The 24,646-nt window shown below is 66.8% G+C and carries 27 protein-coding genes; 17 read left to right on the top strand and 10 right to left on the bottom strand.

Annotated features, from left to right (window positions below):
* Window positions 1–33: 33 nt before the first annotated feature.
* Entirely contained in the window at window positions 34–189 is a 156-nt protein-coding gene (locus GNX71_RS21135) for an HHHH-motif protein (RefSeq protein WP_206174192.1), read from the top strand.
* 449 nt (window positions 190–638) lie between these two features.
* On the opposite strand, the gene GNX71_RS21130 is transcribed toward GNX71_RS21135, so the two are convergent.
* The gene (locus tag GNX71_RS21130; RefSeq protein ID WP_206174190.1) at window positions 639–1,004 is read right to left on the bottom strand and encodes a response regulator; all 366 of its coding nucleotides are present in this window, start codon (window positions 1,002–1,004) and stop codon (window positions 639–641) included.
* A 164-nt stretch (window positions 1,005–1,168) separates the two neighbouring features.
* On the opposite strand from GNX71_RS21130, the gene GNX71_RS21125 reads away from it, so the two are divergent.
* Window positions 1,169–1,453: a hypothetical protein gene (locus tag GNX71_RS21125; protein WP_206174189.1), complete on the top strand. Its 285-nt coding sequence runs from the start codon at window positions 1,169–1,171 to the stop codon at window positions 1,451–1,453.
* A gap of 74 nt (window positions 1,454–1,527) precedes the next feature.
* Here GNX71_RS21125 and arsH read toward each other — a convergent pair whose 3' ends face one another.
* The 6 genes from arsH to GNX71_RS21095 all read right to left on the bottom strand — a co-directional run bounded on the left by arsH (window position 1,528) and on the right by GNX71_RS21095 (window position 5,915).
* Entirely contained in the window at window positions 1,528–2,247 is a 720-nt protein-coding gene (gene arsH, locus GNX71_RS21120; protein ID WP_241027007.1) for an arsenical resistance protein ArsH, read from the bottom strand.
* The gene (gene arsC / locus GNX71_RS21115; protein ID WP_206174187.1) at window positions 2,231–2,662 is read right to left on the bottom strand and encodes an arsenate reductase (glutaredoxin); all 432 of its coding nucleotides are present in this window, start codon (window positions 2,660–2,662) and stop codon (window positions 2,231–2,233) included. Before arsC ends, arsH begins: the two co-directional genes overlap by 17 nt.
* 33 nt (window positions 2,663–2,695) lie before the next feature.
* Entirely contained in the window at window positions 2,696–3,982 is a 1,287-nt protein-coding gene (locus GNX71_RS21110) for an arsenic transporter (protein ID WP_206174186.1), read from the bottom strand.
* Window positions 3,983–4,079: 97 nt separating this feature from the next.
* The gene (locus GNX71_RS21105) at window positions 4,080–4,403 is read right to left on the bottom strand and encodes a helix-turn-helix domain-containing protein (protein WP_206174184.1); all 324 of its coding nucleotides are present in this window, start codon (window positions 4,401–4,403) and stop codon (window positions 4,080–4,082) included.
* A 119-nt stretch (window positions 4,404–4,522) separates the two neighbouring features.
* Window positions 4,523–4,753 (bottom strand): hypothetical protein, encoded by a 231-nt coding sequence (locus GNX71_RS21100; protein WP_206174182.1) that lies wholly within the window; start codon window positions 4,751–4,753, stop codon window positions 4,523–4,525.
* A 37-nt stretch (window positions 4,754–4,790) separates the two neighbouring features.
* Window positions 4,791–5,915, bottom strand: a complete 1,125-nt coding sequence (locus GNX71_RS21095; RefSeq protein ID WP_206174180.1) for a HAMP domain-containing sensor histidine kinase — start codon at window positions 5,913–5,915, stop codon at window positions 4,791–4,793.
* Between the two features lie 255 nt (window positions 5,916–6,170).
* On the opposite strand from GNX71_RS21095, the gene GNX71_RS21090 reads away from it, so the two are divergent.
* A complete protein-coding gene (locus GNX71_RS21090; RefSeq protein WP_206174178.1) occupies window positions 6,171–6,512 on the top strand; it encodes a hypothetical protein in 342 nt (113 codons plus the stop codon).
* 35 nt (window positions 6,513–6,547) lie between these two features.
* Here the strand turns inward: GNX71_RS21090 and GNX71_RS21085 are convergent, their stop codons facing one another.
* Window positions 6,548–6,898, bottom strand: a complete 351-nt coding sequence (locus GNX71_RS21085) for an STN domain-containing protein (RefSeq protein WP_206174177.1) — start codon at window positions 6,896–6,898, stop codon at window positions 6,548–6,550.
* 342 nt (window positions 6,899–7,240) lie between these two features.
* Between GNX71_RS21085 and GNX71_RS21080 the strand changes: the two genes are divergently transcribed.
* The 11 genes from GNX71_RS21080 to GNX71_RS21030 all read left to right on the top strand — a co-directional run bounded on the left by GNX71_RS21080 (window position 7,241) and on the right by GNX71_RS21030 (window position 20,561).
* The gene (locus tag GNX71_RS21080) at window positions 7,241–7,798 is read left to right on the top strand and encodes a sigma-70 family RNA polymerase sigma factor (RefSeq protein WP_241027006.1); all 558 of its coding nucleotides are present in this window, start codon (window positions 7,241–7,243) and stop codon (window positions 7,796–7,798) included.
* 61 nt (window positions 7,799–7,859) lie between these two features.
* Window positions 7,860–8,873: a FecR domain-containing protein gene (locus GNX71_RS21075; protein WP_206174175.1), complete on the top strand. Its 1,014-nt coding sequence runs from the start codon at window positions 7,860–7,862 to the stop codon at window positions 8,871–8,873.
* A gap of 75 nt (window positions 8,874–8,948) precedes the next feature.
* Window positions 8,949–11,447, top strand: coding sequence for a TonB-dependent receptor (locus GNX71_RS21070; RefSeq protein WP_206174173.1), 2,499 nt, complete (start codon window positions 8,949–8,951; stop codon window positions 11,445–11,447).
* Window position 11,448: 1 nt separating this feature from the next.
* Window positions 11,449–12,843, top strand: coding sequence for an MFS transporter (locus GNX71_RS21065; RefSeq protein WP_206174172.1), 1,395 nt, complete (start codon window positions 11,449–11,451; stop codon window positions 12,841–12,843).
* Window positions 12,844–12,894: 51 nt separating this feature from the next.
* Window positions 12,895–14,568, top strand: coding sequence for a serine hydrolase domain-containing protein (locus GNX71_RS21060; protein WP_206174170.1), 1,674 nt, complete (start codon window positions 12,895–12,897; stop codon window positions 14,566–14,568).
* The gene (locus GNX71_RS21055) at window positions 14,565–16,931 is read left to right on the top strand and encodes an alpha/beta fold hydrolase (protein WP_206174168.1); all 2,367 of its coding nucleotides are present in this window, start codon (window positions 14,565–14,567) and stop codon (window positions 16,929–16,931) included. The genes GNX71_RS21060 and GNX71_RS21055 overlap by 4 nt, the downstream gene beginning before the upstream one ends.
* On the top strand, window positions 16,928–18,079 hold the full coding sequence (locus GNX71_RS21050; RefSeq protein WP_206174166.1) for an alanine racemase: 1,152 nt from the start codon (window positions 16,928–16,930) through the stop codon (window positions 18,077–18,079). Before GNX71_RS21055 ends, GNX71_RS21050 begins: the two co-directional genes overlap by 4 nt.
* A gap of 43 nt (window positions 18,080–18,122) precedes the next feature.
* Window positions 18,123–18,986: a MotA/TolQ/ExbB proton channel family protein gene (locus tag GNX71_RS21045; protein ID WP_206174164.1), complete on the top strand. Its 864-nt coding sequence runs from the start codon at window positions 18,123–18,125 to the stop codon at window positions 18,984–18,986.
* 28 nt (window positions 18,987–19,014) lie between these two features.
* Window positions 19,015–19,443: a biopolymer transporter ExbD gene (locus tag GNX71_RS21040; RefSeq protein ID WP_206174162.1), complete on the top strand. Its 429-nt coding sequence runs from the start codon at window positions 19,015–19,017 to the stop codon at window positions 19,441–19,443.
* Between the two features lie 24 nt (window positions 19,444–19,467).
* Entirely contained in the window at window positions 19,468–19,905 is a 438-nt protein-coding gene (locus GNX71_RS21035; RefSeq protein WP_206174161.1) for a biopolymer transporter ExbD, read from the top strand.
* Window positions 19,902–20,561, top strand: a complete 660-nt coding sequence (locus tag GNX71_RS21030) for an energy transducer TonB (RefSeq protein ID WP_206174159.1) — start codon at window positions 19,902–19,904, stop codon at window positions 20,559–20,561. Before GNX71_RS21035 ends, GNX71_RS21030 begins: the two co-directional genes overlap by 4 nt.
* A gap of 46 nt (window positions 20,562–20,607) precedes the next feature.
* Here GNX71_RS21030 and GNX71_RS21025 read toward each other — a convergent pair whose 3' ends face one another.
* Both GNX71_RS21025 and wrbA read right to left on the bottom strand, forming a co-directional pair.
* A complete protein-coding gene (locus GNX71_RS21025) occupies window positions 20,608–21,318 on the bottom strand; it encodes an HD domain-containing protein (RefSeq protein WP_206174157.1) in 711 nt (236 codons plus the stop codon).
* 18 nt (window positions 21,319–21,336) lie between these two features.
* On the bottom strand, window positions 21,337–21,939 hold the full coding sequence (gene wrbA / locus GNX71_RS21020) for an NAD(P)H:quinone oxidoreductase (RefSeq protein ID WP_206174156.1): 603 nt from the start codon (window positions 21,937–21,939) through the stop codon (window positions 21,337–21,339).
* A 373-nt stretch (window positions 21,940–22,312) separates the two neighbouring features.
* Here wrbA and GNX71_RS21015 point away from each other — a divergent pair, with 373 nt between their 5' ends.
* The 3 genes from GNX71_RS21015 to GNX71_RS21005 are packed head-to-tail and all read left to right on the top strand — an operon-like array spanning window position 22,313 to window position 24,256.
* Window positions 22,313–23,032: a hypothetical protein gene (locus GNX71_RS21015; RefSeq protein WP_206174154.1), complete on the top strand. Its 720-nt coding sequence runs from the start codon at window positions 22,313–22,315 to the stop codon at window positions 23,030–23,032.
* Window positions 23,033–23,085: 53 nt separating this feature from the next.
* Entirely contained in the window at window positions 23,086–23,559 is a 474-nt protein-coding gene (locus GNX71_RS21010; protein ID WP_206174152.1) for a hypothetical protein, read from the top strand.
* Between the two features lie 52 nt (window positions 23,560–23,611).
* Window positions 23,612–24,256, top strand: coding sequence for an SMI1/KNR4 family protein (locus GNX71_RS21005; RefSeq protein ID WP_241027005.1), 645 nt, complete (start codon window positions 23,612–23,614; stop codon window positions 24,254–24,256).
* The last annotated feature ends 390 nt before the right edge of the window (window positions 24,257–24,646 follow it).

Genomic DNA, 24,646 nt, shown 5'->3' with positions numbered 1-24,646 from the left:
CATCCTTTGATGCCATCGCTTAGAAAGAATCACATGAAAATCAAGCAGCTCCTTCTCTCCAGCGTCGTTGCCTTCGCCACCCTGGCGGCATTTGCACCGACGATCGCTTCGGCCGCACCACACAAGGCGCACAAGGTGTGCAAGTGGGATGCCCGCCATCACCACCGCGCCTGCCACTGGGTTCGCTGAACCAGCGCGCCACGTCAGACGAAAAGAGCCCTCCCAGCGAGGGCTTTTTCATGCCCGTCCGTCAATGACGGATTTTTTTCGCGCTCGCCTTTTGGACGGGGGCAGGCACCGAAGAACTTTACGGACGCCCGCTCCCCGCGTACCACCGCTGGAGGCTCCGTCCACCGTCCTTGCCTGCGATGCGTTGAGTAGTGACAGCCACAGCTGGATCACCCCATCAACCAGTTCCAAAAACTCAACGCCAGCCACGGTACTTCCCTGCGAAGAGGAGACCGGGTGTATGTTGATGCGCACTTTGGGTGCATTGTGGGCGCGACGAGCACACACGTCCGCGTGCGATTTGATGGTTTTCCAAGCGGCGTGCCTTGCGATCCGAAAGACGTGCGGGTTGTCAGTCCAACAGGCCAGGCCCTTGAAATCGCTTCAGTACCGTAGCCTTCGCCCAAAGCTCACGGTGCACTGCACCATTCAAAGAACATGTCGAGCTCTTTCGACTTGTCAAAAATGGCATCGGCGCCCAATTCCAGGGCCCGGCGCCGCATTTCCTCCGTGGGATAGTTCGTCAACACGACCACCCGCTGGTGCGGCATGCGCCCTTGGCAAGCGCGCAGCACCGTCAGACCGCTTCCTTCACGCAGGAAGAGATCCACCACAGCGAGGTGCCACCCATCCCCGAAACTCTCGAGGACGGAGACAGCTTCGCTCGCCGTTTCGGCGATGGCCACCACGTCCACATCAGCGAGTTCTGCCAACGCGGGAATCAAGTTGTCTCTGATGGTCTTGCTGTCTTCGATCAATATGGTTGCGAGCGGCATAGCGATTGCGTCGGAGCACCATGTTTGCTGTGTCGAGTTGCAGACCGAACTGTCACTGTTTATACGGACAAGTCACACGACGCATGTAGGCCAAAAGCTCCACTTGCTTGGCGGTCCATCGGCTTTTGAATAGCATCAAGGAAGTGCTCGATCCAAGGAAACTCATGCCCAAGCAGACGCGACCCTCCGCCCCAGAAAATGCAACTGGCCTGGTCAAGGCGTTGAAGGAAAACAAGGAAGCGACCCAAGCAGTCGAGAAGGCTGCCGACGAGCTCGCGGTCGTACACGCCGTTCTAGACAGCGAGCTCCCCAGGGAGGTCATCTCATCCGATGCAGATCAAGCGGTGGAGCGAACGAGTCAACTCGAAAAGCAACTCAGTGCATCGAGCGAGAAGCTAAAGAAAGTGAACGAATCACTGGAGCGAGAGTTGGCCAAGGGCAAGCCCTAGCACCAGCGCAGCAATGTCAGTGGCAAGCGCCTGGGAAACACATGGGGTGACTATCGTCGCGGTCCGGCGTTGCATCAGATGCTGCGCAGGTTCACGCGCTTGGACAACATCTCGGCAGTCTCGCGCCGCTCGCTGTAGCGGTCGACCAGGTAGCCTGCGCAGTCGCGCGTGAGCAGTGTGAATTTCACCAGTTCTTCCATCACGTCGACCACGCGCTCGTAGCAGGGTGAGGGCTTCATCCGTCCGCCGTCGTCGAACTCCATGAAAGCCTTGGCCACGGACGACTGGTTGGGGATGGTGATCATGCGCATCCAACGGCCCAGCACGCGCAGTTGGTTCACAGCGTTGAACGACTGCGAGCCACCCGACACCTCCATCACCGCCAGGGTCTTACCCTGCGTCGGGCGAACCGAGCCAACGGACAGCGGGATCCAGTCGATTTGCGCCTTCATGATGCCGGTCATGGCGCCGTGGCGTTCCGGCGAGGTCCACACCATGCCCTCTGACCACTGGGCGAGATCCCGCAGTTCCTGCACCTTGGGATGGTCCTCGGGGGCGCCATCCGGAAGCGGCAAGCCAGTGGGGTCGAAGACGCGAGCTTCAGCACCCATGGCTTGGAGCAGGCGGGCAGCTTCCTGCGTCAGCAGCCGGCTGAAGGAGCGCTCGCGCAGCGATCCGTACAGCAGCAGGATTCTTGGCGCATGCGTCGAATGCTCCGACGGGAAAAGGCGGTGAAGGTCAGGCTGGCGAAAGTGCTCCACCTCGACGTTGGGGAGGTCAGAGCTTGTGGACACGCTGACCTCCGGCGTCGATCACGACTTCGCCGTCTTCCTTCGAGAACGCGCCTCGCTGGGGCCGGGGCAGGATGTCCAGCACCACCTCCGAAGGGCGACACAGCCGCGTGCCCAAGGGCGTCTGGACGATGGGCCGGTTGATAAGGATGGGGTGCTGGCGCATGAAGTCGATCAGTTGCGCGTCGGTCCACTTGGCGTCACCAAGGCCCAGTTCGTCATAGGGCGTGCCCTTCTGGCGCAGCACCTCGCGCACCGGAATGCCCATCGCGGCGATGAGACGCTGCAAGGTCGCGCGGTCCGGCGGGTTCTTCAGGTACTCGATGACGTTGGGCTCTTCGCCGGTGTTGCGGATCAACGCGAGCGTGTTGCGTGACGTACCGCAGGCGGGGTTGTGATAGATCGTGATGTCGTTCATGAAGACCTCGGGAATAGGGGGGTGAAATGCGGGTCAGCCGAAGCTCAGCCGGATGGCAAGTGCGGCCAGCGTGACGGCCAGCACGGGAATGGTCAGGACGATGCCCACCTTGAAGTAGCAGCCCCAGGCGATGGTGGTGCCTTTCTTCGCGAGGACGTGCAGCCACAGCAAGGTGGCCAGGCTGCCGATCGGCGTGATCTTGGGGCCGAGGTCGCAGCCGATCACGTTGGCGTACACCATGGCCTCCTTCACAACGCCGCTGGCGCCAGATGCATCGATCGACAGCGCGCCAACCAGCACGGTGGGCATGTTGTTCATCACGGACGACAGCGCAGCCGTGAGGAAGCCGGTGCCCAGCGCTGCGCCCCATATGCCCGTTCGCGCCAAGGCATCGAGCACCACGGCGATGTGGGCAGTCAGGCCGGCGTTGCGCAGTCCGTAGACCACGAGGTACATGCCCAGCGAAAAGACGACGATCTGCCACGGCGCCCCGCGCAGCACCTTCTTCGTGCTGATCACCGATCCGCGGCCGGCGACCGCCAGGAGCACCAGTGCGCCTGCAGCGGCAACCGCGCTCACCGGCACGCCGAGCGGTTCCAGCCCGAAGAAGCCCACGAGCAGCAGCACCAGCACAACCCAGGCTGCGTTGAACGTCGAGCGATCGCGGATGGCCTCGGCAGGCGCCTTGAGCTGCGCCGCTTCGTAGCTGGCCGGAATGCTGCGGCGGAAATACAGCAGCAGCACCGCCAGGCTTGCCAGCACGGCGGCGATGTTCACCGGGACCATCACCGAGGCGTATCGGTTGAAGCCGATCCTGAAGAAATCCGCCGAGACGATGTTGACCAGATTCGAGACGATCAGCGGCAGGCTGGCCGTGTCTGCGATGAAGCCTGCCGCCATCACGAATGCGAGCGTGGCGGCCGGCGAGAAGCCCAGCGCGACCAGCATCGCCATCACGATGGGCGTGAGGATCAGCGCCGCGCCGTCGTTGGCAAACAAGGCCGAGACGGCAGCGCCCAACAGGACGATCAGCGCGAACAGCATCCGCCCACGTCCGCCACCCCAGCGGGCGACGTGCAGCGCAGCCCACTCGAAGAAGCCTGCTTCGTCGAGCAGCAGGCTGATGATGATCGCGGCCACAAAGGTGGCCGTGGCGTTCCAGACGATGGCCCAGACCACCGCAATGTCGGCGAGGTGCACCACGCCGAGCAGCAGCGCGATGACAGCCCCCAGCGAAGCACTCCAGCCGATGCCGAGGCCACGCGGCTGCCAGATGACCAGCACCAGCGTGAAGAGAAAGATCAGGATGGCCGTGAGCATGTGGATCCAGGGGAGCAGAAGGCGCGCACAGACGCGCCTGCGCGATGCGCAGTTCGGTTGTTCAGGGTTCAGGAAAGCTGGTGAGCTGCGTGTGCGGTCAGCAGGCGCAGGCTGTCGAGCCATCGACAGCGCATGGCTGCCCTTGACAGCAGTTCTCGGTGAGGTAGGCCATGAGACCGTTCATCTGGTTGAACGACGCGCGGTAGATCAGGTTGCGACCTTGCCGCTCCTGTGAGACGAGGCCGGCGTTGGTGAGCTCCTTGAGGTGGAACGAAAGGCTCGTCGCCGGCACGCTCAACGCTTCGGTGAGCGCGCCAGGCGTCATGCCCTCCGGGCCCGCCACCACCAAGGCACGAAAAACCCTCAGGCGTACGGCTTGCGCCAAAGCCAAAAGGGAGCGGACAACGTCATTTTCTTCCATGATTCAATCATCGTTGAAATATGGAATGGATGCAACCGACTTGAATCGATCGGCATCTCAGGCGCAAGCGTGATGCCACGCAGGTGCGCGTGGCTTGTTCAGACCTTCCTCGTGTGTGGCTATCGTCGGTGGAGGGATTTTTCGGTGGCAATCGCAGACGCGCCGTCGCTGGTGATCGCGACCACGCGCGCAACTTCCGGCGCGAATCCTTTCGCCTTGCATTGAACTTCAAGAGCCACTTCGATCATGCCGCTCGCAACCAACCGCTTCGCTGCGGCCACATCCGCAGACAGCGTGAGCCATCGAGGGGGTGTCATGCGTTCGATCCGCATCAGCAGTTGAATGTCCATGAGAGTCCTTCGGTGACAGAGAACGATGGAGTTCCGGTTACTGCAGGGTGTTGCGCGGCAGGCAAATGGTGAAAACGCACCCGACGCCCGGTACGTCTCGAACAGTCAGCGTGCCGAAGTCGGCCTCGATGCTTTGGCGCGCGATGGAAAGACCCAGGCCAAGGCCCGACTTGTCGTGGCTGTGCTGATTGAACGGGGCGAACATTCTGGTGGCGCTCCCCGGGGGAAGCCCTCCGCAGTGATCTGCGACTTCTATCAAGACATGCTCATCGAGCGCATAGGCCTTCAAGGCAATCTCGGTGTAAGGATGCGTGAACTTGAATGCGTTCTGCAGGAGGTTGGCCAACGCTGCAAGCAGCAATTCGCGGTTTCCTCGAATGGCCAGCGGCGGATCGACCGGTGCCACCTCGAGCACGCAGCCAGCGGCGTTTGCGACCAGTTGCGCCGAGGTTTCGGCTTCCGTGATGAACGCGGCAAGGGAGAAGGTTTGCCGTTGCTCCGGTATGCCGCTGCGCACCTCGGCGAGTGCCCGGCTGATCAAGGTGCCCATTGCCGACATGCTGCGCTTGAGGACGGCGCCGGTGGCACCGCTCACTGCCATGTTGCCGAGTTCGAGCGCGTGGATCGCAAGGGTTGCCGTACCCAGGGCGTTGCGCAACTCGTGAACCAGGAAGCCGAAACGCTCGGTGGCGTCGAGGTTTTGCTGGCGGGCGATCTGGGAGTCTCGTTGGGAGCTGAACTCGGTAACCGCGTCTGCAATTGCGTTGTCCAGGCAGCGGTTCAATGTCCGAAATTCTCCGACGGCGAACGGGGCATCGCGTTCGAAGGCCAGATCCGTGATCGCCTGGCAAAGGTCGCCGTAATCGTGGACGACCTGGTCCACGGTGTAGCCCAGCTTCAACAGCTCCTTGCCATGGGCTGTGGCAGTCACTCCCATTTCCGACAGGGCCGGCAAGTCTCCGCCCGATGGTCCCGAGATCCTGATGCTGTCGGCGGGTTTGTTGTCTTCCTCGGCCGCAAGGGTTCTGATCAGCTGATCGAGGAACAGCGGGATGCCGTTTGCCAATTGCTGTTCGGTCGCGGCCCGCCGGGGTCTCAATGCAACCTTCGACTTGCACCGTGAAACCAGCTCCTCCTGGTTGTTGGTGAGAAAGTTGCGCATGTTCCGAAACCTCGATGGCTTTCGCCTGGCTCATTCAATGAAATGCCGCCTTCCTTCTGCTCGGAAGGCGTACTACCCATCGTTATCCGTTCAGGCAGGCGTTGTCTGTTCGACATCGCACATAGCCGCGGCAACCGCCGCCTGGCAATCACCGGGGTTTAGATGAGTTCTGCCCTCATCCGAGAGAAAGTCTCGCACGCAGCACCCGCATGCCCCACTATGTGAGAGAGCGCACAGACCTCCTGGCCTGGATTCGTGACGCTCGGAGCAGTTGAAAAGGTGGTCACGTTGGAAGTTGAAACTGGTTTTGAGGTTGCGGCGATCGGCGCAGTGCCCTCCCGCAATCAGTGGCAAACGCGAATATTCGCGGGCCCGACTTACGCCAAAGGCATGAGCTACTTCGCCGCCATTTACTGGGGGAGGGCTTGCCTGTGCCGGCTCGTGTATGCCGGTCCGGTACAGACGCCCGTCGAAGCGCATGCCGCATTGGCCGCCCGCGCGCTGATCTGGATCGCGAGTTACGAATCGCGGCCTGGCCGGACGATGGTGGCTTGGGTCGCGGCCGAGAGCGACCCCTTGTACCCATCGTTCAGCTGAAGGCATGCCGATATAGAGACTGAGCCCGGCGCGTCTTACTCGACGCGCACAGGTGCGTCCGACCGCGCAGCCGCAGGCGTTCGTGCCGGGGCTGGCGCGATGAGCACCATCGCGCCGTCCTGGCCACGCCGCACGCGCAGGCGGGTGCCGTCGAGCAGGCGGTCCAGCGCCGCGTCGGCGGCGATCTTTCCCTTGAGACCCCGGGTCGAGACGTCCTTGACGTCTTCCACCTTGTAGATGAGCTGCACGCCCGACTGCGCGATGTAGGCATCGAGCGCGGGCCGCAGCTCGCCGCCCTTCACATCGAACTCCATGGCATGGGCGAAGGCCGGACCCGCCGCGAGCAGGCAGGCTGCGGCAACGAGGGCAAGGCGGGGGCGTTTCAAGAGGGCGAAGACGGTGGGGGTGGGGGGCTGCCTCCGGATTCGAATCATGTCGTTCTGTTTTCCGCGAATTGGTTTTTCTTCTGCCCCGGTAAGACGAGTTCGAACGCACTTTCCGGTAACGGGGCAAGGCAGAAAAGCCCTCGGGCCGGCCTTCTAGAATTTCGGCGAGTGCTGCCGGGCGCGGGAATTCGCAGGAATTTCGCCAGATTCGCCCGGCATGCCTTCGCGCGTTACCGGAAATCCTCGGGCCGTTCGTCTCACTGTCTGTCGCCAATCCCGGCGGCTGCCGTCCTTTTGTTTCGGCCCTTCACTTTCCAGGAGCGCTTAGTGGTTCTCAGTGACTTGGACGCCTGGTTCGTCAGCGAGGTGCTGCCGATGGAAGCCGCGCTCACGCGTTTCCTTCGCCGCAACTGGCGCGACGACGCGGAAGTGCCCGACCTGCGGCAGGACGTTTACGTGCGCATCTACGAATCCGCCTCCAGATCCATGCCCGAACAGGTCAAGCCCTTCGTCTTTGCCACCGCGCGCAACCTGCTGATCGACCGCGCCCGGCGCGCGCAGATCGTCTCCATCGAGATCATTGCCGACCTCGACGCGCTCGATTTCTCGGCCGACGAGCTCACGCCCGAACGCCACGCCGCCGGCCGCGGCGAGCTGCGGCTCTTGCAATCGGCGCTCGAAGCGCTGCCGTCCAAGTGCCGCCGCGTGGTGGAGATGCGCAAGATCGACGGGCTCTCGCAGCGCGAGGTCGCCACGCAGCTGGGCATCACCGAGGACACGGTCGAGCGGCAGGTGTCGCGCGGCGTGCGCGCCCTGGCCGATGCGCTGTTGTCGGGCGGCGTGCAACTGGACACCAAGGCCTTCGGGCGAGCGCAGAACGAGCGGAGGCTCTCCACATGAGCGCCGCGCCGGGCCGCCCCAAGCAAGCTCGCACCGCAGTGCGGAGCACGAAGGTATACCTATGAGCGAAGTGCAGCGCATCGAAACCCTGGCCGCCGACTGGCTAGCCCGCCGCGACAGCGGCGCATGGACCGACACCGACCAGCAGCAGCTGGACGCCTGGATCGCCGCGTCGATCGCCCACCGCGTGGCATGGCTGCGGCTGTCCAGTGCCTGGGAGCGCGGTGACCGGCTGGGCGCGCTGCGCACGCCGGGGGTGTCGACCACGGCAGAGCCGCCCGCGCAGCCGCCGCAGCAGCAGTCGAAGCTGCAGCCCGTGCGGCCCGCCCCGCGCCTGCCGCGCTTCTCGCTGCAGCGCATCGCCGCCGGCGTGCTGGTGGCGGCAGCCGGCACCGCTTGGTTCGGCTGGCAGTACATGCAGGAAGAACGTGGGCAGCAGTACGCCACTGCCGTGGGCGCGCGCCAGTCGGTGGCGCTGGCCGACGGCTCGAAGCTCACGCTGAACACCGCCACGCAGGTGCGCACCGCGGTGAACGACAGCGGACGCAAGGTCTGGCTCGATGCGGGCGAGGCCTACTTCGACATCGCGCACGACAAGAAGCGCCCCTTCGTCGTCATCGCGGGCGACCGCCGCATCACCGTGCTGGGCACGCGCTTTCTCGTGCGGCGCCAGGGCGAGCAGGTGAACGTGACGGTGGAAGAAGGGCGCGTGCAGATCGCATCGGCCCAGCCCGGCGCGAAGAGCGCCGAGCCCACCGTGCTCACGCGCAACCAGGCGGCCGTCACGCATGCGGACAACGTGCTGGTGATCTCGAAGGCGCCCAAGCAGGTCGGCGACGAACTCAGCTGGCGCGAAGGCAAGCTGGTGTTCGACCAGACCACGCTGGCCGATGCGGCCGCACAGTTCAACCGCTACAACACGCGCCAGCTCGTGATCGCCGATCCGGCCATCGCGCAGGTGCGCATCGGCGGCAGCTTCGATGCCAACAACATGAGCGGCTTCGTGGCGTTGCTCAAGCAGGGCTTCGGCCTTGCGGCGCATGAGCAGGGCAACGAAATCAGAATTTCGAATTAACAAATTACCGGAATGTGACGGTGCGTTCGTCTCAGTGGGTATCCCAAACAAATAACCACGTTGGAGAAGACAACCATGAATCGCATCGCGCCTCGCACCGGTCTGCCGTCCAAGAAGAAGCGAACGTTCGGGGCCCTGCGCCCATGGGTCATCGGCGGCGCGTGGGCGCTGTCGAGCGCAATGGCCGCGCAAGCGCAGACGCAGGCCCCGCCTCAAGGGTTCGATGTGAGCGGTGGCGATCTCAAGACCGCGCTCGATGCCTACATCGCGCAGGGCGGCGTGCAGCTGCTCTACAAGGTCGACGACGTGAAGGGCGTGTCCACGCGCGGCGTGAAGGGCGCGCTCTCGCCGCAGGAGGCGCTGGCGCAGCTGCTCGAAGGCACGTCGCTGCGCACCCGCCGCGGTGACGACGGCGCCATCGTGATCTACACGACCGCTGCCGCCGCGAAGACGCAGGTCGACGAGATGCCGCAATCGCTCGACAGCGTCACCATCACGGCCACGCGTCGCCGCGAGCCGGTGCGCGAGATTCCGATGCAGGTCAACGTGATGAAGGCGCAGGCGCTGGAACGCGCGGGCGCCAGGAGCCTCGCCGACTACGTGGCCGAGCAACCGGGCGTGAACCTCACCAGCAGCGGCAGCGTGGGCGGCACGCTCACCATGCGCGGGCTGACCACCGGCCCGGTGCAGGGCATCGCGACCGTGGGTGTGTACGTGGACGACGTGGCGACCGGCCTGAGCTCGGCCGGCGCGAACGGCGGCAACACGCCGCTGGACATGGGCATGCTCGACCTGAGCCACATCGAGGTGCTGCGCGGCCCTCAGGGCACGCTGTACGGCGCCGGCGCCATGAGCGGCGTGCTCAAGTACGTGACCAACCAGCCCGACACGATGGAGTTCGCGGGCTCGGTGAAGTTCGGCACGTCGTGGACGCAGGGCGGCGGCCCGAGCTTCACGACCGGCGCGGTGCTCAACGTGCCGCTCAAGGAAGACGTGGCGGCCATCCGCTTCGCCGCCTTCACCGACCAGGTCGGCGGCAGCTACGACGCCACGGGCCTGGCGCGCGGCCGCAACGTCGACCGCGGCCACACCGACGGCGGCCGGGTCTCGCTGCTGCTCACGCCCACGCGCGAACTCACGGTGCGCCTCACGGGCACGGTGCAGGACGTGCATCGCAAGGGCCTGGGTTTCGAAGAGATGGACCAGCGCACGCTGCGCCCCTGGAACCGGGAGCGCACGCGCCAGCTGTCGGCCGGCGAGTCGTACAGCAACCTCACCCAGCTGTTCGGGCTGGACGTGGAGTACGACTTCGGGTGGGCTCGCCTCAACTCGATCACCTCCGCGCAGGACGTGAAGATCAACAACACCGTCGACGTCACCGGCCGCTACGGGCCGCTGCTGACCGCGCTGCGCGTGCCGGTGGCCTCGGTGCCGATCAACAGCACCGTGGAACAGCACCGCGTCAGCCAGGAGTTCCGCCTGACCTCGCGCTCGGGCACCACCATCGAGTGGCTGGCGGGCCTGTACCTGAACCGCGAACGCGGCAGCAACAACGGCGCCATGGACGCCAACCTGATCGGGGGCCGGAGCAGCCTCGGCCTGCTGACATCGACGCAGTCCTCGCGCTACCGCGAAGAGGCGGCCTATGGCGACGTCACCTGGAACGTGACGCCCGCGTTCTCGCTCACCGGCGGCGTGCGGCTGGCGCGCAACAACCAGAAGTACGACAGCCGCCAGACCGGCCAGCTCGTCGGCTCGGTCGCCGCCAATGCCGCCGGCACCTCCTCGGAAAGCCCGACCACCTACCTTGCCGCGGCCAAGTACACGCTGTCGGAGACGAGCACCATGTACTTCCGCGCGGCCAGCGGCTATCGCCCCGGCGGTCCCAACGTGCTGAAGCCCGACACCGACCGCCGCGTCGTGCAGCCGTCGTACAACTCCGACTCGCTGTGGAGCTACGAGCTGGGCTACAAGGCCGACCTGCTGGACCGCACGCTGTCGCTGGAAGCGGCGCTGTACGACATCGAGTGGAGCGGCGTGCAGCAGCCCACGCGCAGCGGCGCCTTCGTGTTCGTCACCAACGCGGGTGCGGCCCGCATCAAGGGCAGCGAGCTCACGCTCAACTGGAAGCCCAGCAAGGAGTGGCGCTTCATCGCCAATGCCGCGGCCGTCGATGCGCGCCTGACCGAGGACGCCAAGGGCCTGGACGCCAAGGCCGGCACGCGGCTGCCGCACACGCCGCGCTTTGCGGCCACGCTGGGCGTGACGCGCAACTTCAGCCTCGCCGACCGCCCGGCTTACGTCGGCATCAGCGCGCGCTACACCGGCAAGCGCGATGCGGGCTACCGCGGCAGCACGACCCTGCCGAGCATCACCATGCCGGCCTACACGCTGGTCGACCTGCAGGCGGGCATCGACTTCAAGACCTTCAACGTCTCGGCCTACGTGCGGAACCTGACGAACAAGCGCGGCATCGTGTCGATCGAAACCGGCCTCAACGTCAACCCGAACCTGGTGACCGCGGCGCTCGTGCCGGCGCGCACCATCGGCGTGAACGTCAACGTTCCGTTCTGACATGTCGGGCCTCCCACCGTTCGCGGCATCGATGCCGCTGGATGCGGCCGCCCCTGCGGCCCTGGAAACGACCCGCAAGGCGCCGGCCAGCGCCTGGTATGCGCTGGCGGTGCTCATCATCGCGACGGTGCTGGGGTCGATCGACAAGGTCATCCTCACGCTGCTGACGGAGCCGATCCGCCAGACGCTGTCGCTCTCCGACACGCAGATCGGGCTGCTGCAGGGCGCGGGCATCGTGCTGTTCACCGGTATCGCCACCTTGCCGCTGGGCTGGCTCAGCGACCGCTACGACCGGCGCGTGGTGCTCGCGGCCTGCGTGGTGCTGTGGAGCGCGGCCACCGCCATGCGCGGCACGGCCATGGACTACGGCGTGCTGTTCGTCGCCTCCGTCGGCCTGGGCGTGGGCGAGGCGGGCCTCACGCCCATCACCAACAGCATGATCCCCGACCTGTTCCCGCGGGCGCAGCGGGTGCTGGCCAACGCGGTGTTCGCGCTGTCGGCCATCTTCGGCAGTGCGCTGGGTGCGCTGCTCGGCGGCACCATCGTGCACCTGACCGACGACCTGCGGCCCTGGCTGCCGGTCGCGATGCGGCAGCTCGAAGCCTGGCGCCTGACCTTCTTCGTGCTGGCCTCCGCCGGCATTCCGGTGACGCTGCTGGTGCTGTCGATCCGGCGCACCTCGCGCGGCGGGGCGCAGCAAGCGAAGCCCGGTGCACCAGCCGCCCCGAGCGCCGACGCGTCGGCCACCACGACCCTGCGCCAGCACCTGCGCCTGCACTGGCGCACCTTCGCGGGCCTGGTGGTCGGCGTGGGCCTGACCAGCGTGGGCCTGAGCTCGCTCGGCACCTGGCTGCCGATCGTCACGGCGCGCACCTACGGCGTCACGCCGGTGCAGATGGGGCAGGGCATGGGCCTGGCCTTCCTGTGCGGCACGGTGGCCGGCGGCCTGCTGGGCGTGCTGTCGATGCGCTACGTGCAGCCGCGCATGGGGCCGGCCGCTGCGCTGCGCCTGATCATGCTGGGCAACCTCTCGGCGGCGCTGATGTCGACGCTGCTGCTCTTCACGAGTTCGGCCAACCACAACTTCATGCTGCTGGGGCTGCTGGTGGTGCCGCTCATCGGCAGCGCGGTGCTGCTGCCCAACGTGCTGCAGGACGCGGCACCGCCGCACCTGCGTGCCCGCACCATCGCCATGCTCACGCTGGCCAGCCTGCCCTTCGGCGTGGTGGGGCCGCTGATGGTCGGCATGTTGTCGGACGCCCTCAAGTCAATGCCCAACGGCCTGGCGGTGTCCATCGTCGCGACCACGCTGGTCGGCGGCAGCCTGGGCGCCATGGTGCTGCGCGCCACCGAAGGCCCGTTCGTCCGCCTGATGCGCGAAGCGAAGCCGAACTGAGCCTTCTGCTTCGAGATTCCGCTCCTCCCTTTCATCGTTCGTTGTTCCTCCATGTCACAGCCACACCCTTTAGCTTCTCTTCCTGACACCGCTTCCGCACTGGCCGCCATCGACGCGCTGGTGGCGCCCCTCAACCGCAGCGACGCGCCCGGCCTGGTGCTGGGCATCGCACAGCACGGCCGCCTGCTGTACCGCCGCGCCGTGGGCATGGCCAGCCTGGAGATGGGCATGGCCCTCACGCCGACCACGCGCATGCGCATCGCCTCCACCAGCAAGCACTTCACGGCGATGGCCGTGCTGCTGTTGGCCGAAGACGGCCTGCTCGATGTGGAAGACCCGGTGCAGAAATACCTGCCCGAGCTGCCGCAGCTCAGCGCCAACGGCCCCACGCTGCGCCACCTGCTCACGCACACCAGCGGCTGGCGCGGCCATGACGAGCTGTGGGCCATTGCGCACGGCCTCACCTTCACGCTGCCCGGCCCGGGCCTGCCGGCCATGGCGCGCCAGAGCGAGCTGAACTTCGAGCCCGGCACGCACATGGTCTACAGCAACGGCGGCTACTTCCTGCTGGCGAAGATCGTCGAGCGCGTGAGCGGCCAGAGCTTCAACAACTTCTTGAAAGCGCGTCTCTTCGGCCCGCTGGGCATGCCTGACACCTCATCGGTGCAGACCGACCTCGACATCGTTCCCGGCATGGCCGGCCTGTACATGCCCGCGCCCGGCGGCGGCTGGCGGCGCGGCCTGTACCCCTGCGAACTCGACGGCGGCGGCTCGCTGGTGTCGACGGCGGACGACATGCTGCGCTGGCTCGCGCACATGCACGGCAGCGAAAAGATCGTGGGCAGCGCGAAGAGCTGGGCGCTGCTGTCGGCGCCCACCACGCTGTCGTCGGGCTCCCAGGTGAACTACGGCTTCGGGCTGGCGCGCCACCCGTACCGCGGCGTCGAGATCGTCCACCACGCGGGCGCCGTGCTCGGCGCGCAGTCGCAGATGATCAGCGTGCCCAGCCACGGGCTGGACATCATCGCCATGGTGAACGGCGCGCCCGTGTCGCCGTCGGCGTTGGCCCTCAAGGTGATCGAGCTGCTGCTCGGCGATGCGCTCGCGCCGCCCGACGTGCGCCCGCTGGCCAGCGCCTTCCCGGCGCTGCCCGGCCAGCGCTACCACGCACCCTCCACGGGCAGCTTGCTGGGCTTTGCGGACGTCGCCGGCAAGCTGGCGATGTCGTGGCAGGCCGGCGAGGCCAAGCCCTTGAACCAGGGCGACGGCAAGCTGTGGCTGGGCCTGCAGGACCTGCCGACGAACGACCTCGTGCTCGACGCCGGCGACATCGACCCGCAACGCGCACCCGACGCACTCGTGCTGCACGAAGGCGGCCAGCCGCGCCGCTTCGAGCGCCTGCCCGAGACCGCGCCCGATGCCGTGTCGCTGGCCGGCCAGCTGTGCGGCGACTACACCAGCCCCGACCTCGACGCCACCGCACAGATGGCTTTGGTCGACGGCAAGCTGCTGCTCACCGTGCAGGGCCGCCACGGCCAGCACGTGTGCGTGCTGACGCCGCTGTCGGCCGACGTGATGACGCTCGCCTCGGTCGATCCGGTGCTGTCCCAGTTGGGCAAATCGGTTCTCAACGTGGAGCGCAAGGGCGGACGGGTCGTGGGACTGCTGTTCGCCACGACGCGCTCGAGAAACATCCACCTTGCCCGCCAGGAGCCCCGCGCATGAAGTTCTTCACCACCCTGTTCGCCACCGAGACCAACACCTTCGTCTCGGCCCCCACCGGCCTCGGCAGCTACGAGGAATACGGCATCTTCCGCGGCGACGCCAGCACGCGCGATGCGGCCGGCTACGGTATGTACGCGGTGGAGGTGCGCAGGCAACTGGCCGCCGAAGGCCACGAGACGGTCGAGAGCCTGCTGGCCTTTGCGCAGCCGCTGGGGCGTACCGTGCGCAGCGTGTACGAGCGTCTGCGCGACGAGATCCTGGACGACCTGCGCAAGGCCGGCCCGGTCGACGGCGTGATCCTCGTGCTGCACGGCGCGATGGTGGCCGACGGCTATGACGACTGCGAAGGCGACGTGATCTCGCGCGTGCGCGACATCGTCGGGCCCAGCGTGCCCATCGGCGTGTCGCTCGACCTGCACTGCCACTTCACGCAGAAGATGCTGAATGAAGCGGACGCGATCATTTGCTACAAGGAATATCCGCACACCGACGCGTTCGAACGCCTGACCGAACTGGTCCGCATCGTGGTCGACACCGCAGAAGGCCGCGTGCGTCCCGTGACCGCCGTGCACGACTGCCGCATGGTCGGCAAGTGGCACACCACGCGCGAACCGATGGCCGGCTTCGTGCGCCGCATGCAGGCGGCCGAGCAACTGCCGGGCGTGCTCTCGGTGTCGCTGGGCCATGGCTTCCCGTGGGCCGACGTGCCCGAGTCGGGCGCCAAGCTCTGGGTGGTGACCGACAACGATCCCGCGCTGGCCGCCAGGCTCGCCGAAGAGCTGGGCCGCGCCTTCTGGGACCTGCGCCACGAGACCGGCGTGCCCTCGCTCTCGATCGAGGAGACGCTCGCCAGGGCCATGGCCACGCCGGACGGCCCCGTGGTCATTGCCGACACCGCCGACAACCCCGGCGGCGGCGCCACCAGCGACAGCACCTTCATGCTGCGCGCGGTGGTCGAGCGCGGCATCGGCGACGTGGCCTTCGGCGGCGTCTGGGACCTGGGCGCGGTGCAGCTGTGCCGCGACGCAGGCGTGGGCGCGAGCTTCGAGCTGCGCCTGGGCGGCAAGTGCGGCCCGGCCTCGGGCGACCCGATCGACCTGCACGTGACCGTGATGAACGTGGTGGAGGCGCATTCGCAGGGCGGCCTCTCGGGCGTGCGCACGCCCATGGGCCCGTGCGTGTGGGTGCAGGCGGCGGACGGCGTGGACATCGTGCTCATCAGCAAGCGCAACCAGGTCATCGGCGCCGACCTCTTCACGGGCCTGGGCATTGACCTCGCGGCCAAGAAGCTGGTCATCGTGAAGTCGGCGCAGCACTTCCACGCGGAGTTCGGCCCCCTCGCGAAATTGGTGCTGTATGTGTCGACGCCGGCCTCGCTGAGCACCGACTTCGCCAACCTGCCGTACCGCGTGCGCGACCTCGACTACTGGCCGCGCGTGGAGCAGCCCGGCCGCCCGTACCACATGGCCGCGCCCGGCGAGCTCTACACCATCGACGGCCGCGCCATGCACCTGCAGCGCAGCGGCCCCATGCCCGCCAGTGCGGCGCAGCCCACGCTCGTGATCGAAGCCGGTGGTGGCTGTGCCTCGACGACCTACGCGCGGCTGCAGCAGGCGCTGGCCGCGAAGCACCCGGTGATCAGCTACGACCGCGCCGGCATGGGCTGGAGCGAGGCCGACGACGCGCCTTTCGATGGCGAGCGCAATGCGCACCGCCTGCATGCGCTGCTCGCCGCTGCCGGCGTGACGGGCCCGATCGTGCTGGTCGGCCATTCGCTCGGCGGCCTGCTGAACCGGGTCTACACGGGCCTGTACCCGCAACAGGTGGCCGGCATTGTGATGCTCGATGCGAGCCACCCCGATCAGTTTGCGATGTACGAGCACCCGCCCGAATCGCAGTTCGCGGCCGAGCGCGAGAAGCGCGCGAACTTCCAGGCCGGCGGCCCGCCGCCGCCGGAGCAGGCGCCCATCGAGGCGCTGTTCGCCGACATGCCGCAGGTGCTGCGCCAGTTGAAGGCGACCTACACGCCCGAGGCCCTCGACACCATGCTGGCCGAGGTGCGCGGCCTGCCGCACGTCGCGCGCCAGGCTGCGGCCTCGCCCGACTTCGGTGCGCGCCCGCTCGCCGTGCTGTGGGCGAAGCAGCAGCCGCTGCCGGCCGGCGCCGACCCCGCGATCGCGGCGGTGCAACAGCGCTGGCCCGAGTTCCAGGAATCGAATGCGGCGCTGTCGACGCAACACCGCCTGGCCTGCATCGACGGCGCCGCGCACATGACGCTGGTGCTGCTGCCGCCGCTGGTGCAGCGCGTGGCCGAGGAAATCGACGGCGTGATGGCGCAGATCGCGTCCGGGACCGGCCGATGACACCCTTGGCCGAACTCACCACGCCCGCGCTGCTGCTCGACGTCGCGGTGCTCGAGCGCAACTGCGAAGCGATGGCGCAGCGCGCGGCGCGCCACGGCGTGGCGCTGCGCCCGCACCTGAAAACGGCCAAGTCGGCCGAGGTGGCGCGGCGCGCCACGTGCGGGCAGGGCGGCGGGCTCACGGTGTCGACCGTGGCCGAGGCCGCCTACTTCGCGCGCCGCGGCTTCACGGACCTGACCTACGCCGTGGGCATCGATGCAAACAAGATCGATGCGCTGCACGACATCCAGCGCACCAGCGGCGCGCGCGTGACGCTGCTGGCCGATTCCATCGAGGCCGTGCAGGCCGCCGGTTCGCGCGCGCGGACGCTGGGCGCGACCTTCCGCGTGCTGCTCGAGATCGACACGGGCGGCGGCCGCGGCGGCGTCGGCCCGCGCGACGACGACCTGCTCCCGCTCGCACGCGAGGTGCAGCGCAGCGAATCGCTGTCGCTGGCCGGCGTGCTCACGCATGCGGGCCACAGCTACCACGTGCGGGGCGGCACCGCGATCCGCGCCATCGCCGATGCCGAGCGTGCCGGCGCCGTGCATGCGGCCGAGCGGCTGCGCGCGGTCGGCATCCCGGTCGAGGTGGTGAGTGTGGGTTCCACGCCCACGGCCGTGTGCGCGCAGACGCTCGAAGGCGTCACCGAGATGCGGCCCGGCGTCTACACCTTCTTCGACCTCGACCAGGTGGCGCGCGGCATCTGCGGCGTGGAAGACATCGCGCTGTCGGTGCTGGCCACCGTGATCGGCCACAACCCGCGTTCGCGCCGCGTGCTCATCGACGCCGGCGCGCTCGCGCTGTCGAAGGACCAGTCGGCGGCCGAGTTCCGCAGCGGCCTGGGCTTCGGGCTGGTGTGCCAGGCCGATGGCACCGTGCCGATGCCCGGCCTGTGCGTGGCCGAGTTGCACCAGGAGCACGGCCTCATCGCCTGCGAGGGTGATGCCGACGCATCAGCCATGTTCCGCGCACTGCCCGTCGGCGCCCGCGTGCGCGTGCTGCCGCACCACGCCTGCATGACGGCTGCGCCCTACGACCGCTACCACGTGGTGGAAGGCGCCGGCAGCGGCGTGCAGGCTGTCTGGGACAAGGCGCGCGGTTGGTAAGCCGCGGCCTGCAGAGAACCTATTTTTTCCGGAGAAGACAACGATGACGAAGACATTCCTTGCACGGCTCGCGGCCGTGGCCGCGCCTTTCGTTCTGGCCTTCGGCCTGGGCAGCGCTCCGCAATTCGCGGGCGCCCAGGCCTCGCCGGCACCGCAGGCCGCAGCCAGCGCCGCTGCCGCGCCTGCACCTGTGGCGGTGCCCGAGAAGCCCGCCGCAACCGCTGCGGCACATGCCGCCACCGCCAAGGTCGACAACCCCTACGGCATCGGCGCGCTCTGGTCGCAGAGCGATGCCGTGGCCAAGGCCGTGCTCGCCATCCTGGCGATCATGTCGATGGGCAGCTGGTACGTGATCGTCACCAAGCTGCTTGAGCAGATGCGCATGGGCCGGCAGGCGCGCGCGGTCGACAACGAGTTCTGGAACGCGGGCACCGTGCAGGCCGGCACCGCGCGGCTGGCCGAGGGCAGCCCGTTCCGCTTCATTGCCGACGCCGGCATGCAGGCCACGCAGAAGCACGACGGCCTGCGCGGCAAGGTCGACTTCGCCGACTTCGTCGACCTGTGCATCCACCGTGCCACCGAGCGCGTGCAGCGGCGCCTGGGCAACGGCATGTCGCTGCTGGCCACCGTGGGTTCGACGGCACCGTTCGTCGGCCTGTTCGGCACGGTCTGGGGCATCTACCACGCGCTCACCGCCATCGGCGTGGCCGGGCAGGCGTCGATCGACAAGGTGGCGGGCCCGGTGGGCGAGGCGCTCATCATGACCGCCATCGGCCTGGCCGTGGCCGTGCCCGCGGTGCTGGGCTACAACTGGCTCCTGCGCCGCAACATCGCCGTGATGGACGACGTGCGCGAGTTCAGCGGCGAGCTGCACTCGGTGATCCTGGCCGGCAGCGCCGCGGCCTGACGGCCCGCACAGGCAAACGGATCGCACCATGGCGATGAACATCCCGGCCGCCGGGGGAGACGAGGAGCAGGCCATCGCGGCCATCAACACCACGCCGCTGGTCGACGTGATGCTGGTGCTGCTGATCATCTTCCTCATCACCATCCCGGTGGTCAATTACTCGGTGCCCGTCGCGGTGCCGAAGGAACGCAACGAGGTGCGCGAGAGCAAGCCCGAGACCGTCGTGATCTCGGTGGACGCCGCCGGCCGCACCTACTGGTACGACACGCCGGTGCGCGACACGCCCGCGTTGATCGCCCGGCTCACCAAGGTGGCCGCCCTGAACCCGCAGCCCGAGGTGCACATCCGCGGCGACTGGCATTCCGACTACGAGCCGGTGGGCCGGATCGTCTACGCCTGCCAGGCGGCCGGGATCGCCAAGGTGGGCTTCATCACCGAGCCGCCCGCGCTGAACTGAGACGCGCACACAGCGAGACAAGCCATGCCAAGAAAAGAAAAGCAGGGGCGGCGCAGCAGCGCGCCCTCTGACGAGCCCATGATGGACATCAACACCACGCCGCTCATCGACGTGATGCTGGTGCTGCTGATCATGCTGATCATCACCATCCCGATCCAGCTGCACGCGGTCAACCTGAACATGCCTTCGGGCAACCCGCCGCCCAGCGACATCAAGCCCGAGGTGCTGCGCATCGACATCGATGCGCTGGGCGTCGTGCAATGGAACGGCGAGCCGCTGGCCGACCGCGTCGAGATCGAGCGGCGCTTCGCGCAGGTCGCCGCACAGGCGGTGCAGCCCGAGGTGCATCTGCGCCCCGACAGGCGCGCCAGGTACGAGGTGGTGGCCGCTGTGATGGCCTCGGCGCAGCGCACGGGTGTGAGCAAGCTGGGCATCGTCGGCGCGGAGCAGTTCGTTCCATGAAGCGCGCCCGCCAGGACTTCAACCCCAAGTCGCGCTTCGGTCCCGTGGGCATCGCCGTGATGGTGCTGTTCCACGTCGGTGTGGGCTATGCGCTCGTGTCGGGGCTCGCGCGCCAGACGGTCGAGCTGATCAAGAAGCCGATGGACGCGACCATCATCAGCGAGATCAAGCCGCCGCCGCCCCCACCACCGCCGCCTCCGCCGCCGCCGAAGAAGATCGTGCGGCAGGAAACGCCCAAACCGCCGCCGCCGCCGCGCCCGGCCTACGTGCCGCCGCCGGCCGTGACGCCGCCCGTCACCTCGGCGCCCGCGATCACTGCCGTGCAGAACACCGAACCCGTGCCGCCGCCGCCGGCCGCACCACCGGCGCCCCCCGCGCCACCGGCCCCGCCGAAGGCGACCACCACCGACATCGCGGTGGCCTGCCCGCGGCAGGTCAAGCCGGAGATGCCGCGCAAGGCGATGGACGAAGGCATCGGCGGCGTGGTGAAGGCCGAGGTCCGCATCAAGGGCGGCCATGTGCAGGAGGTGCGCATCCTGTCGGGCCCGCGTGTCTATCACTCGGCCGTGCGGGCGGCGGTGATGCGATACGAATGCGAGACCTCGGGTGATGCGGAGGTGCTGGCGACGCAGGAGTTTGTCTTTCGCATCGAATAGCCGGCATGCGATGGCCGCGGCGTTCGAGTGCGCAGGCCCCGGCGATTCATTCGTGCTTGTGTTCCGGGTCGCGGTGGCCGTGGTGCCCACAGCCGCCCGCGGGATCGCAGCCGGTCTGGCGGTTCCAGCGCGAAGCAAGAATGACCGTGCACATGTCGATCCTCTGAAAGCCCGGATCCTTGAATGCCAGGACGTCGTCGTTGAAGGTGCCGAAGGTGCTGTCCGGACGGTGCTTCATGCCCTGGTGGAAGGCATCGATGATTCCATGCGCAAAGTCGGTTTCCCTGGGAAACGCGGCGACGACGGCCTCGCGCTGCGCGTCGGTGAACTGGTCGTAGCCGCGGCCGGCCACGTCCATGCCGGCGCCCGCCTGCACCAGCGCAATTTCCGGACGCATGAATTGCGGGATGCCGGGCGTCGTGTGGAGTGCAACGGCGTTCCAGACCGTCTCGATGTCGCGCTCGGAGATGCCATGTCCCCGAAGAAAATCGCGCGCGGCGTTCGCGCCATCGACCTCGAAGCGAAGCTGGCTCTGTTCATAGCGCGCAGTGAGGCCGATGTCGTGGAACATGGACGCCGCGTACAGCAGCTCGGGATCGAACGTCGATCCGGTGCGTGCGCCGGTCAAGGCGCCCCAGCAATAGACACGGGCGGAGTGGTGAAACAGCAGGTCGCTTTCGGTGTCGCGAATGAACTGGGTTATCTCGCGGGCGAGCTGGCTGTCGGGAAGGCGTATGCCGGCGATGTCTTTCTGCATGATGAATGCTCCGTCGGGTCAGCCGAAAAGCCGGGCCGCGATCTCGGCCACATGCCTGCCCTGGAACTGCGCCATGCCGAGCTCCTGCTCGCTGGGCATCCGCTCTCCCTGGCCGCCAGCAATGGTTGCCGCGCCATAGGGGCTGCCGCCCTTGATCTCGTCCAGTCCCATCTGCCGCTTCTCGGCATACGGCAGACCCGTGACGAGCATGCCGTGGTGCAGCAGCGTCGGCAGGAAACTCAGGATCGTGCTCTCCTGTCCTCCGTGCTGCGTCGCCGACGCGGTGAAGACCGATCCGACCTTGCCGATGAGGCCACCCTGCATCCACAGCGGGCCGGTCTGATCGATGAAGGTGCGCATCTGGGCGCTGACGTTGCCGAAACGCGTCGGTGCGCCGAACACGATCGCGTCGTAGTCGGCGAGCTCGCCGGGCGTTGCGATTGGCGCAGTCTGGTCTTCCTTGCCCTTCGCGTTCCGGAAGACGTCGGGCGGTACGGTTTCGGGGACGCGCTTCAGATCCACCGTGGTGCCGGCAACGTCGCGCGCGCCCTGCGCAACGGCTTGCGCCATGGCTTCGATGTGACCGTAGAAGCTGTGATAGAGAACGAGAACTTTTGCCATGTCGTTGGAGGTGTCCGCTGAAAGGGGAAAAAGGACGCCTTGCGCAAGATGCAATGCGCCGGACTGTCCGCTTGGACACGATCATGGGCAAAGGTTGAGCCGAATGGAACTGATGTGTCTGCAACTCCACAATGCAGCGCATTCATCGGGCGCCACGACTTGCAGGAAGAGGTGGGGGGTGTGCTGCGACGCCGTTCGGCCGTCGGGGGAAAGAGAAGTTAAACCTTTCGTATGGCGCCCATTTTTTTCTCTCAGAATGAGACACCTACTGTCGCGTTGAGGGTCATGAAACGCGCGTTGCGCTGCTATGGTGCGCGGGCAGTTTTTCATTGCCCGCACTGCCCGTCGTTCTTGCGCCGGGTGCGACATTCCTATGAGCCACGCCAAAGTCTTTCCCCGCCATTCCTTCTATTGCGTGCTCGCCGGCATTGCGGCCCTTTACGTCTTCGGCGCCATGATGCTTGTGCCGGTCAAGGTCTACATCCTGCCTTACCTCATCACGCCGGACTTCATTCACCACAGGGGCGCGATCGTCGTTCTCTTTCTGGCGGTTCCCGCCGCGATCTATCTGATCTGCTGGCAGGGCAGCGACTTCTTCGCATGGCTGCGCACGCCGGGGCAGCTGTCCGTGGGCGGGCAAGGCCTTCGGCTCGGCGACCGCATACTCGCCTTCGCGGACGTCACGCGCTTTCGCCACCGCCATAACCGCAACCATGTGCTGCTCGACACCCACGACGGAAGGACGCTGCGCCTGCGCCTGAACCTGTGGGACGCACCGGATGCCTTGCTCGCCGAAGTGGAAGAGGCCGTCGGTGCCACGTTGGCGCACGATGTCGAGCGCCGCCTGCATGCCGGCGAGACGGTGAAGTTCGGCGCGCTCGGCCTGCAGGCCGAAGGCCTGGTGCACAAGGGCCAGCTGATTGCGTGGTCGAGCATCGACACCATCCGCACGCAGTCCGACGAAGAGGGCATGGAGGTGGACGAACACCTGGTCATCGTTGCGCACGGCAAGTCCCGAAAGATCGACCGCTCGAAGATCGACAACGAGCCCGTGCTGATGGCCTGCCTGATGCAGCGCCTGCCCGCGCACTGAGTTCTCCCTCCGCTTTTTTTCACTCCAGCACGCGCACAGCGCATCAGACGAAAATGGAAATCTACAGCTCCGCCGCCCAGCAAGAGAAGACCCGCCAGGACCGCCCCGTGTTCTATTCCCGCACGCGCCTGATCGCCGGCACCGCGCTCTGGGCTGTGGTGACGGTGGTGCTGGCGGTGCTGTGCGTCCGCGCGCAGGACAAGAACATCGGCATCCTCATCGCGGCCTGCTTTGGGTTGCTCACGGCATGGCTCACCTTCAAGTGCCTGAACACGCTGCGCAACATCGATCAGCCCGCGTTCGTCGTCGGCCACCAGGGCCTGACCTTCGAGAACGGCATGCTGCTGCCGTGGGACAACATCGTCGAGAACACCTGGGTCAACCAGAACTACATGGGCATCCCCATCGGCAGGCAGATCCAGATCAAGACCGACCTGCCCAAGCCGCGGGCGCGGGTGCTGCGCCGTGCCACGGGCCTGGAGATCTCGGGCGACGAGTATCTGGCACTGTGCGACGCCTATCGGTAAGGCGGCCCATGTCTGGTCACGCATGGACCGGGCGAACAATTCAAGCTTCACGATGATGATTGAGTCAACCGAACCATCCGCTCCGTGGCCGCCCGACGGCTGTCCGCCGCTGATGTGGCCGGAACTGTCCGATCCGACGGCGCGCGGCCGCTGGTACGCCGACGTGATCGGTGCATACGCCGCCCTGTGGCAAGGCCATGTGAGCCAGGCATCGATCGCGCCCTCGAGCGACGCCGATCTGGATGCGCTGGAAGCACGTCTGGGCTGTCGCTTGCCCGCACCACTGCGCGAATACCACCGCCAGTTCGGCGCACTGTCTCTGGCAGAGACCCTGTGCAGCGTCGAGATGGGCGACACGCCGGTCCAGGCATTGCGCGAGGCTTACCCCGGCATCGTCGACATTGCCGAAGATCTGCCCGATGGCGATGGCCTTCTCGCGCTGGCCGACGAGATGGTTGCCTTCGGCGACTATCTCGGCAACGGCAACATGTTCTGCTTTCACCGGCGCGATGGCGAGGTCTACTATTTCGACCACGACGATGGCGAGCCGTTGACACGGTTCTTCGCTTCCGTCTCCGACTATCTCGACGCTCTGATGATTCGCTGCCTGGCGGAAATTCACGAAGACGAGGAGGGCGGGGAAGCGCTGCTGATACATCGTTTCGGCCAGCCTCTTGTGCGAAAGTGGCTGTATTGAGTTGGAGCGCACACCCGGTGTCCGTCTTCGGCGGAAGCCTTCAGTTGTGAGTTCACTCACGCAAGCGGCCAGACCGCAGCCAGGCCTGGGGCCGGCTAGGGTCGGTCAGGCGAGCACGCAGTCGGGGTACTGCCGGCAGATCTCGTTCACCGCACCTTGCCACGAAGACAGCGGAAAAAATTGGCCGCTGCTTTCCGACCTATTGAAGAAGCGACACGCCCTCTTGCACCGAAAACTGCGGCATAGGCGATTGGGCTGAATTCTCGGGGCCCACAAGATGTAGATCCCGCGGGTCGCACGGCGCGGAAATCGACTTGCCGTCGAACCTCACCCGGATGTGCGAATAGTTTGCGCTGGCAACGGTGCCGAACCGACCCTCGCAAATGACGC

The organism is Variovorax sp. RKNM96 (assembly GCF_017161115.1).
In the GTDB taxonomy this organism is placed as follows: domain Bacteria; phylum Pseudomonadota; class Gammaproteobacteria; order Burkholderiales; family Burkholderiaceae_C; genus Variovorax.
The sequence above is the reverse complement of the archived record's forward strand: the minus strand, read 5'-3'. Positions and strand labels throughout refer to the sequence as shown.

Coding starts and splice junctions, on each gene's coding strand:
- GNX71_RS21135 (WP_206174192.1), top strand. CDS start 34: ATGAAAATCAAGCAGCTCCTTCTCTCCAGCGTCGTTGCCTTCGCCACC.
- GNX71_RS21130 (WP_206174190.1), bottom strand. CDS start 1,004: ATGCCGCTCGCAACCATATTGATCGAAGACAGCAAGACCATCAGAGAC.
- GNX71_RS21125 (WP_206174189.1), top strand. CDS start 1,169: ATGCCCAAGCAGACGCGACCCTCCGCCCCAGAAAATGCAACTGGCCTG.
- arsC (WP_206174187.1), bottom strand. CDS start 2,662: ATGAACGACATCACGATCTATCACAACCCCGCCTGCGGTACGTCACGC.
- GNX71_RS21110 (WP_206174186.1), bottom strand. CDS start 3,982: ATGCTCACGGCCATCCTGATCTTTCTCTTCACGCTGGTGCTGGTCATC.
- GNX71_RS21105 (WP_206174184.1), bottom strand. CDS start 4,403: ATGGAAGAAAATGACGTTGTCCGCTCCCTTTTGGCTTTGGCGCAAGCC.
- GNX71_RS21100 (WP_206174182.1), bottom strand. CDS start 4,753: ATGGACATTCAACTGCTGATGCGGATCGAACGCATGACACCCCCTCGA.
- GNX71_RS21095 (WP_206174180.1), bottom strand. CDS start 5,915: ATGCGCAACTTTCTCACCAACAACCAGGAGGAGCTGGTTTCACGGTGC.
- GNX71_RS21075 (WP_206174175.1), top strand. CDS start 7,860: ATGAGCGAAGTGCAGCGCATCGAAACCCTGGCCGCCGACTGGCTAGCC.
- GNX71_RS21070 (WP_206174173.1), top strand. CDS start 8,949: ATGAATCGCATCGCGCCTCGCACCGGTCTGCCGTCCAAGAAGAAGCGA.
- GNX71_RS21065 (WP_206174172.1), top strand. CDS start 11,449: ATGTCGGGCCTCCCACCGTTCGCGGCATCGATGCCGCTGGATGCGGCC.
- GNX71_RS21060 (WP_206174170.1), top strand. CDS start 12,895: ATGTCACAGCCACACCCTTTAGCTTCTCTTCCTGACACCGCTTCCGCA.
- GNX71_RS21055 (WP_206174168.1), top strand. CDS start 14,565: ATGAAGTTCTTCACCACCCTGTTCGCCACCGAGACCAACACCTTCGTC.
- GNX71_RS21050 (WP_206174166.1), top strand. CDS start 16,928: ATGACACCCTTGGCCGAACTCACCACGCCCGCGCTGCTGCTCGACGTC.
- GNX71_RS21045 (WP_206174164.1), top strand. CDS start 18,123: ATGACGAAGACATTCCTTGCACGGCTCGCGGCCGTGGCCGCGCCTTTC.
- GNX71_RS21040 (WP_206174162.1), top strand. CDS start 19,015: ATGGCGATGAACATCCCGGCCGCCGGGGGAGACGAGGAGCAGGCCATC.
- GNX71_RS21035 (WP_206174161.1), top strand. CDS start 19,468: ATGCCAAGAAAAGAAAAGCAGGGGCGGCGCAGCAGCGCGCCCTCTGAC.
- GNX71_RS21030 (WP_206174159.1), top strand. CDS start 19,902: ATGAAGCGCGCCCGCCAGGACTTCAACCCCAAGTCGCGCTTCGGTCCC.
- GNX71_RS21025 (WP_206174157.1), bottom strand. CDS start 21,318: ATGCAGAAAGACATCGCCGGCATACGCCTTCCCGACAGCCAGCTCGCC.
- wrbA (WP_206174156.1), bottom strand. CDS start 21,939: ATGGCAAAAGTTCTCGTTCTCTATCACAGCTTCTACGGTCACATCGAA.
- GNX71_RS21015 (WP_206174154.1), top strand. CDS start 22,313: ATGAGCCACGCCAAAGTCTTTCCCCGCCATTCCTTCTATTGCGTGCTC.
- GNX71_RS21010 (WP_206174152.1), top strand. CDS start 23,086: ATGGAAATCTACAGCTCCGCCGCCCAGCAAGAGAAGACCCGCCAGGAC.
- GNX71_RS21005 (WP_241027005.1), top strand. CDS start 23,612: ATGATGATTGAGTCAACCGAACCATCCGCTCCGTGGCCGCCCGACGGC.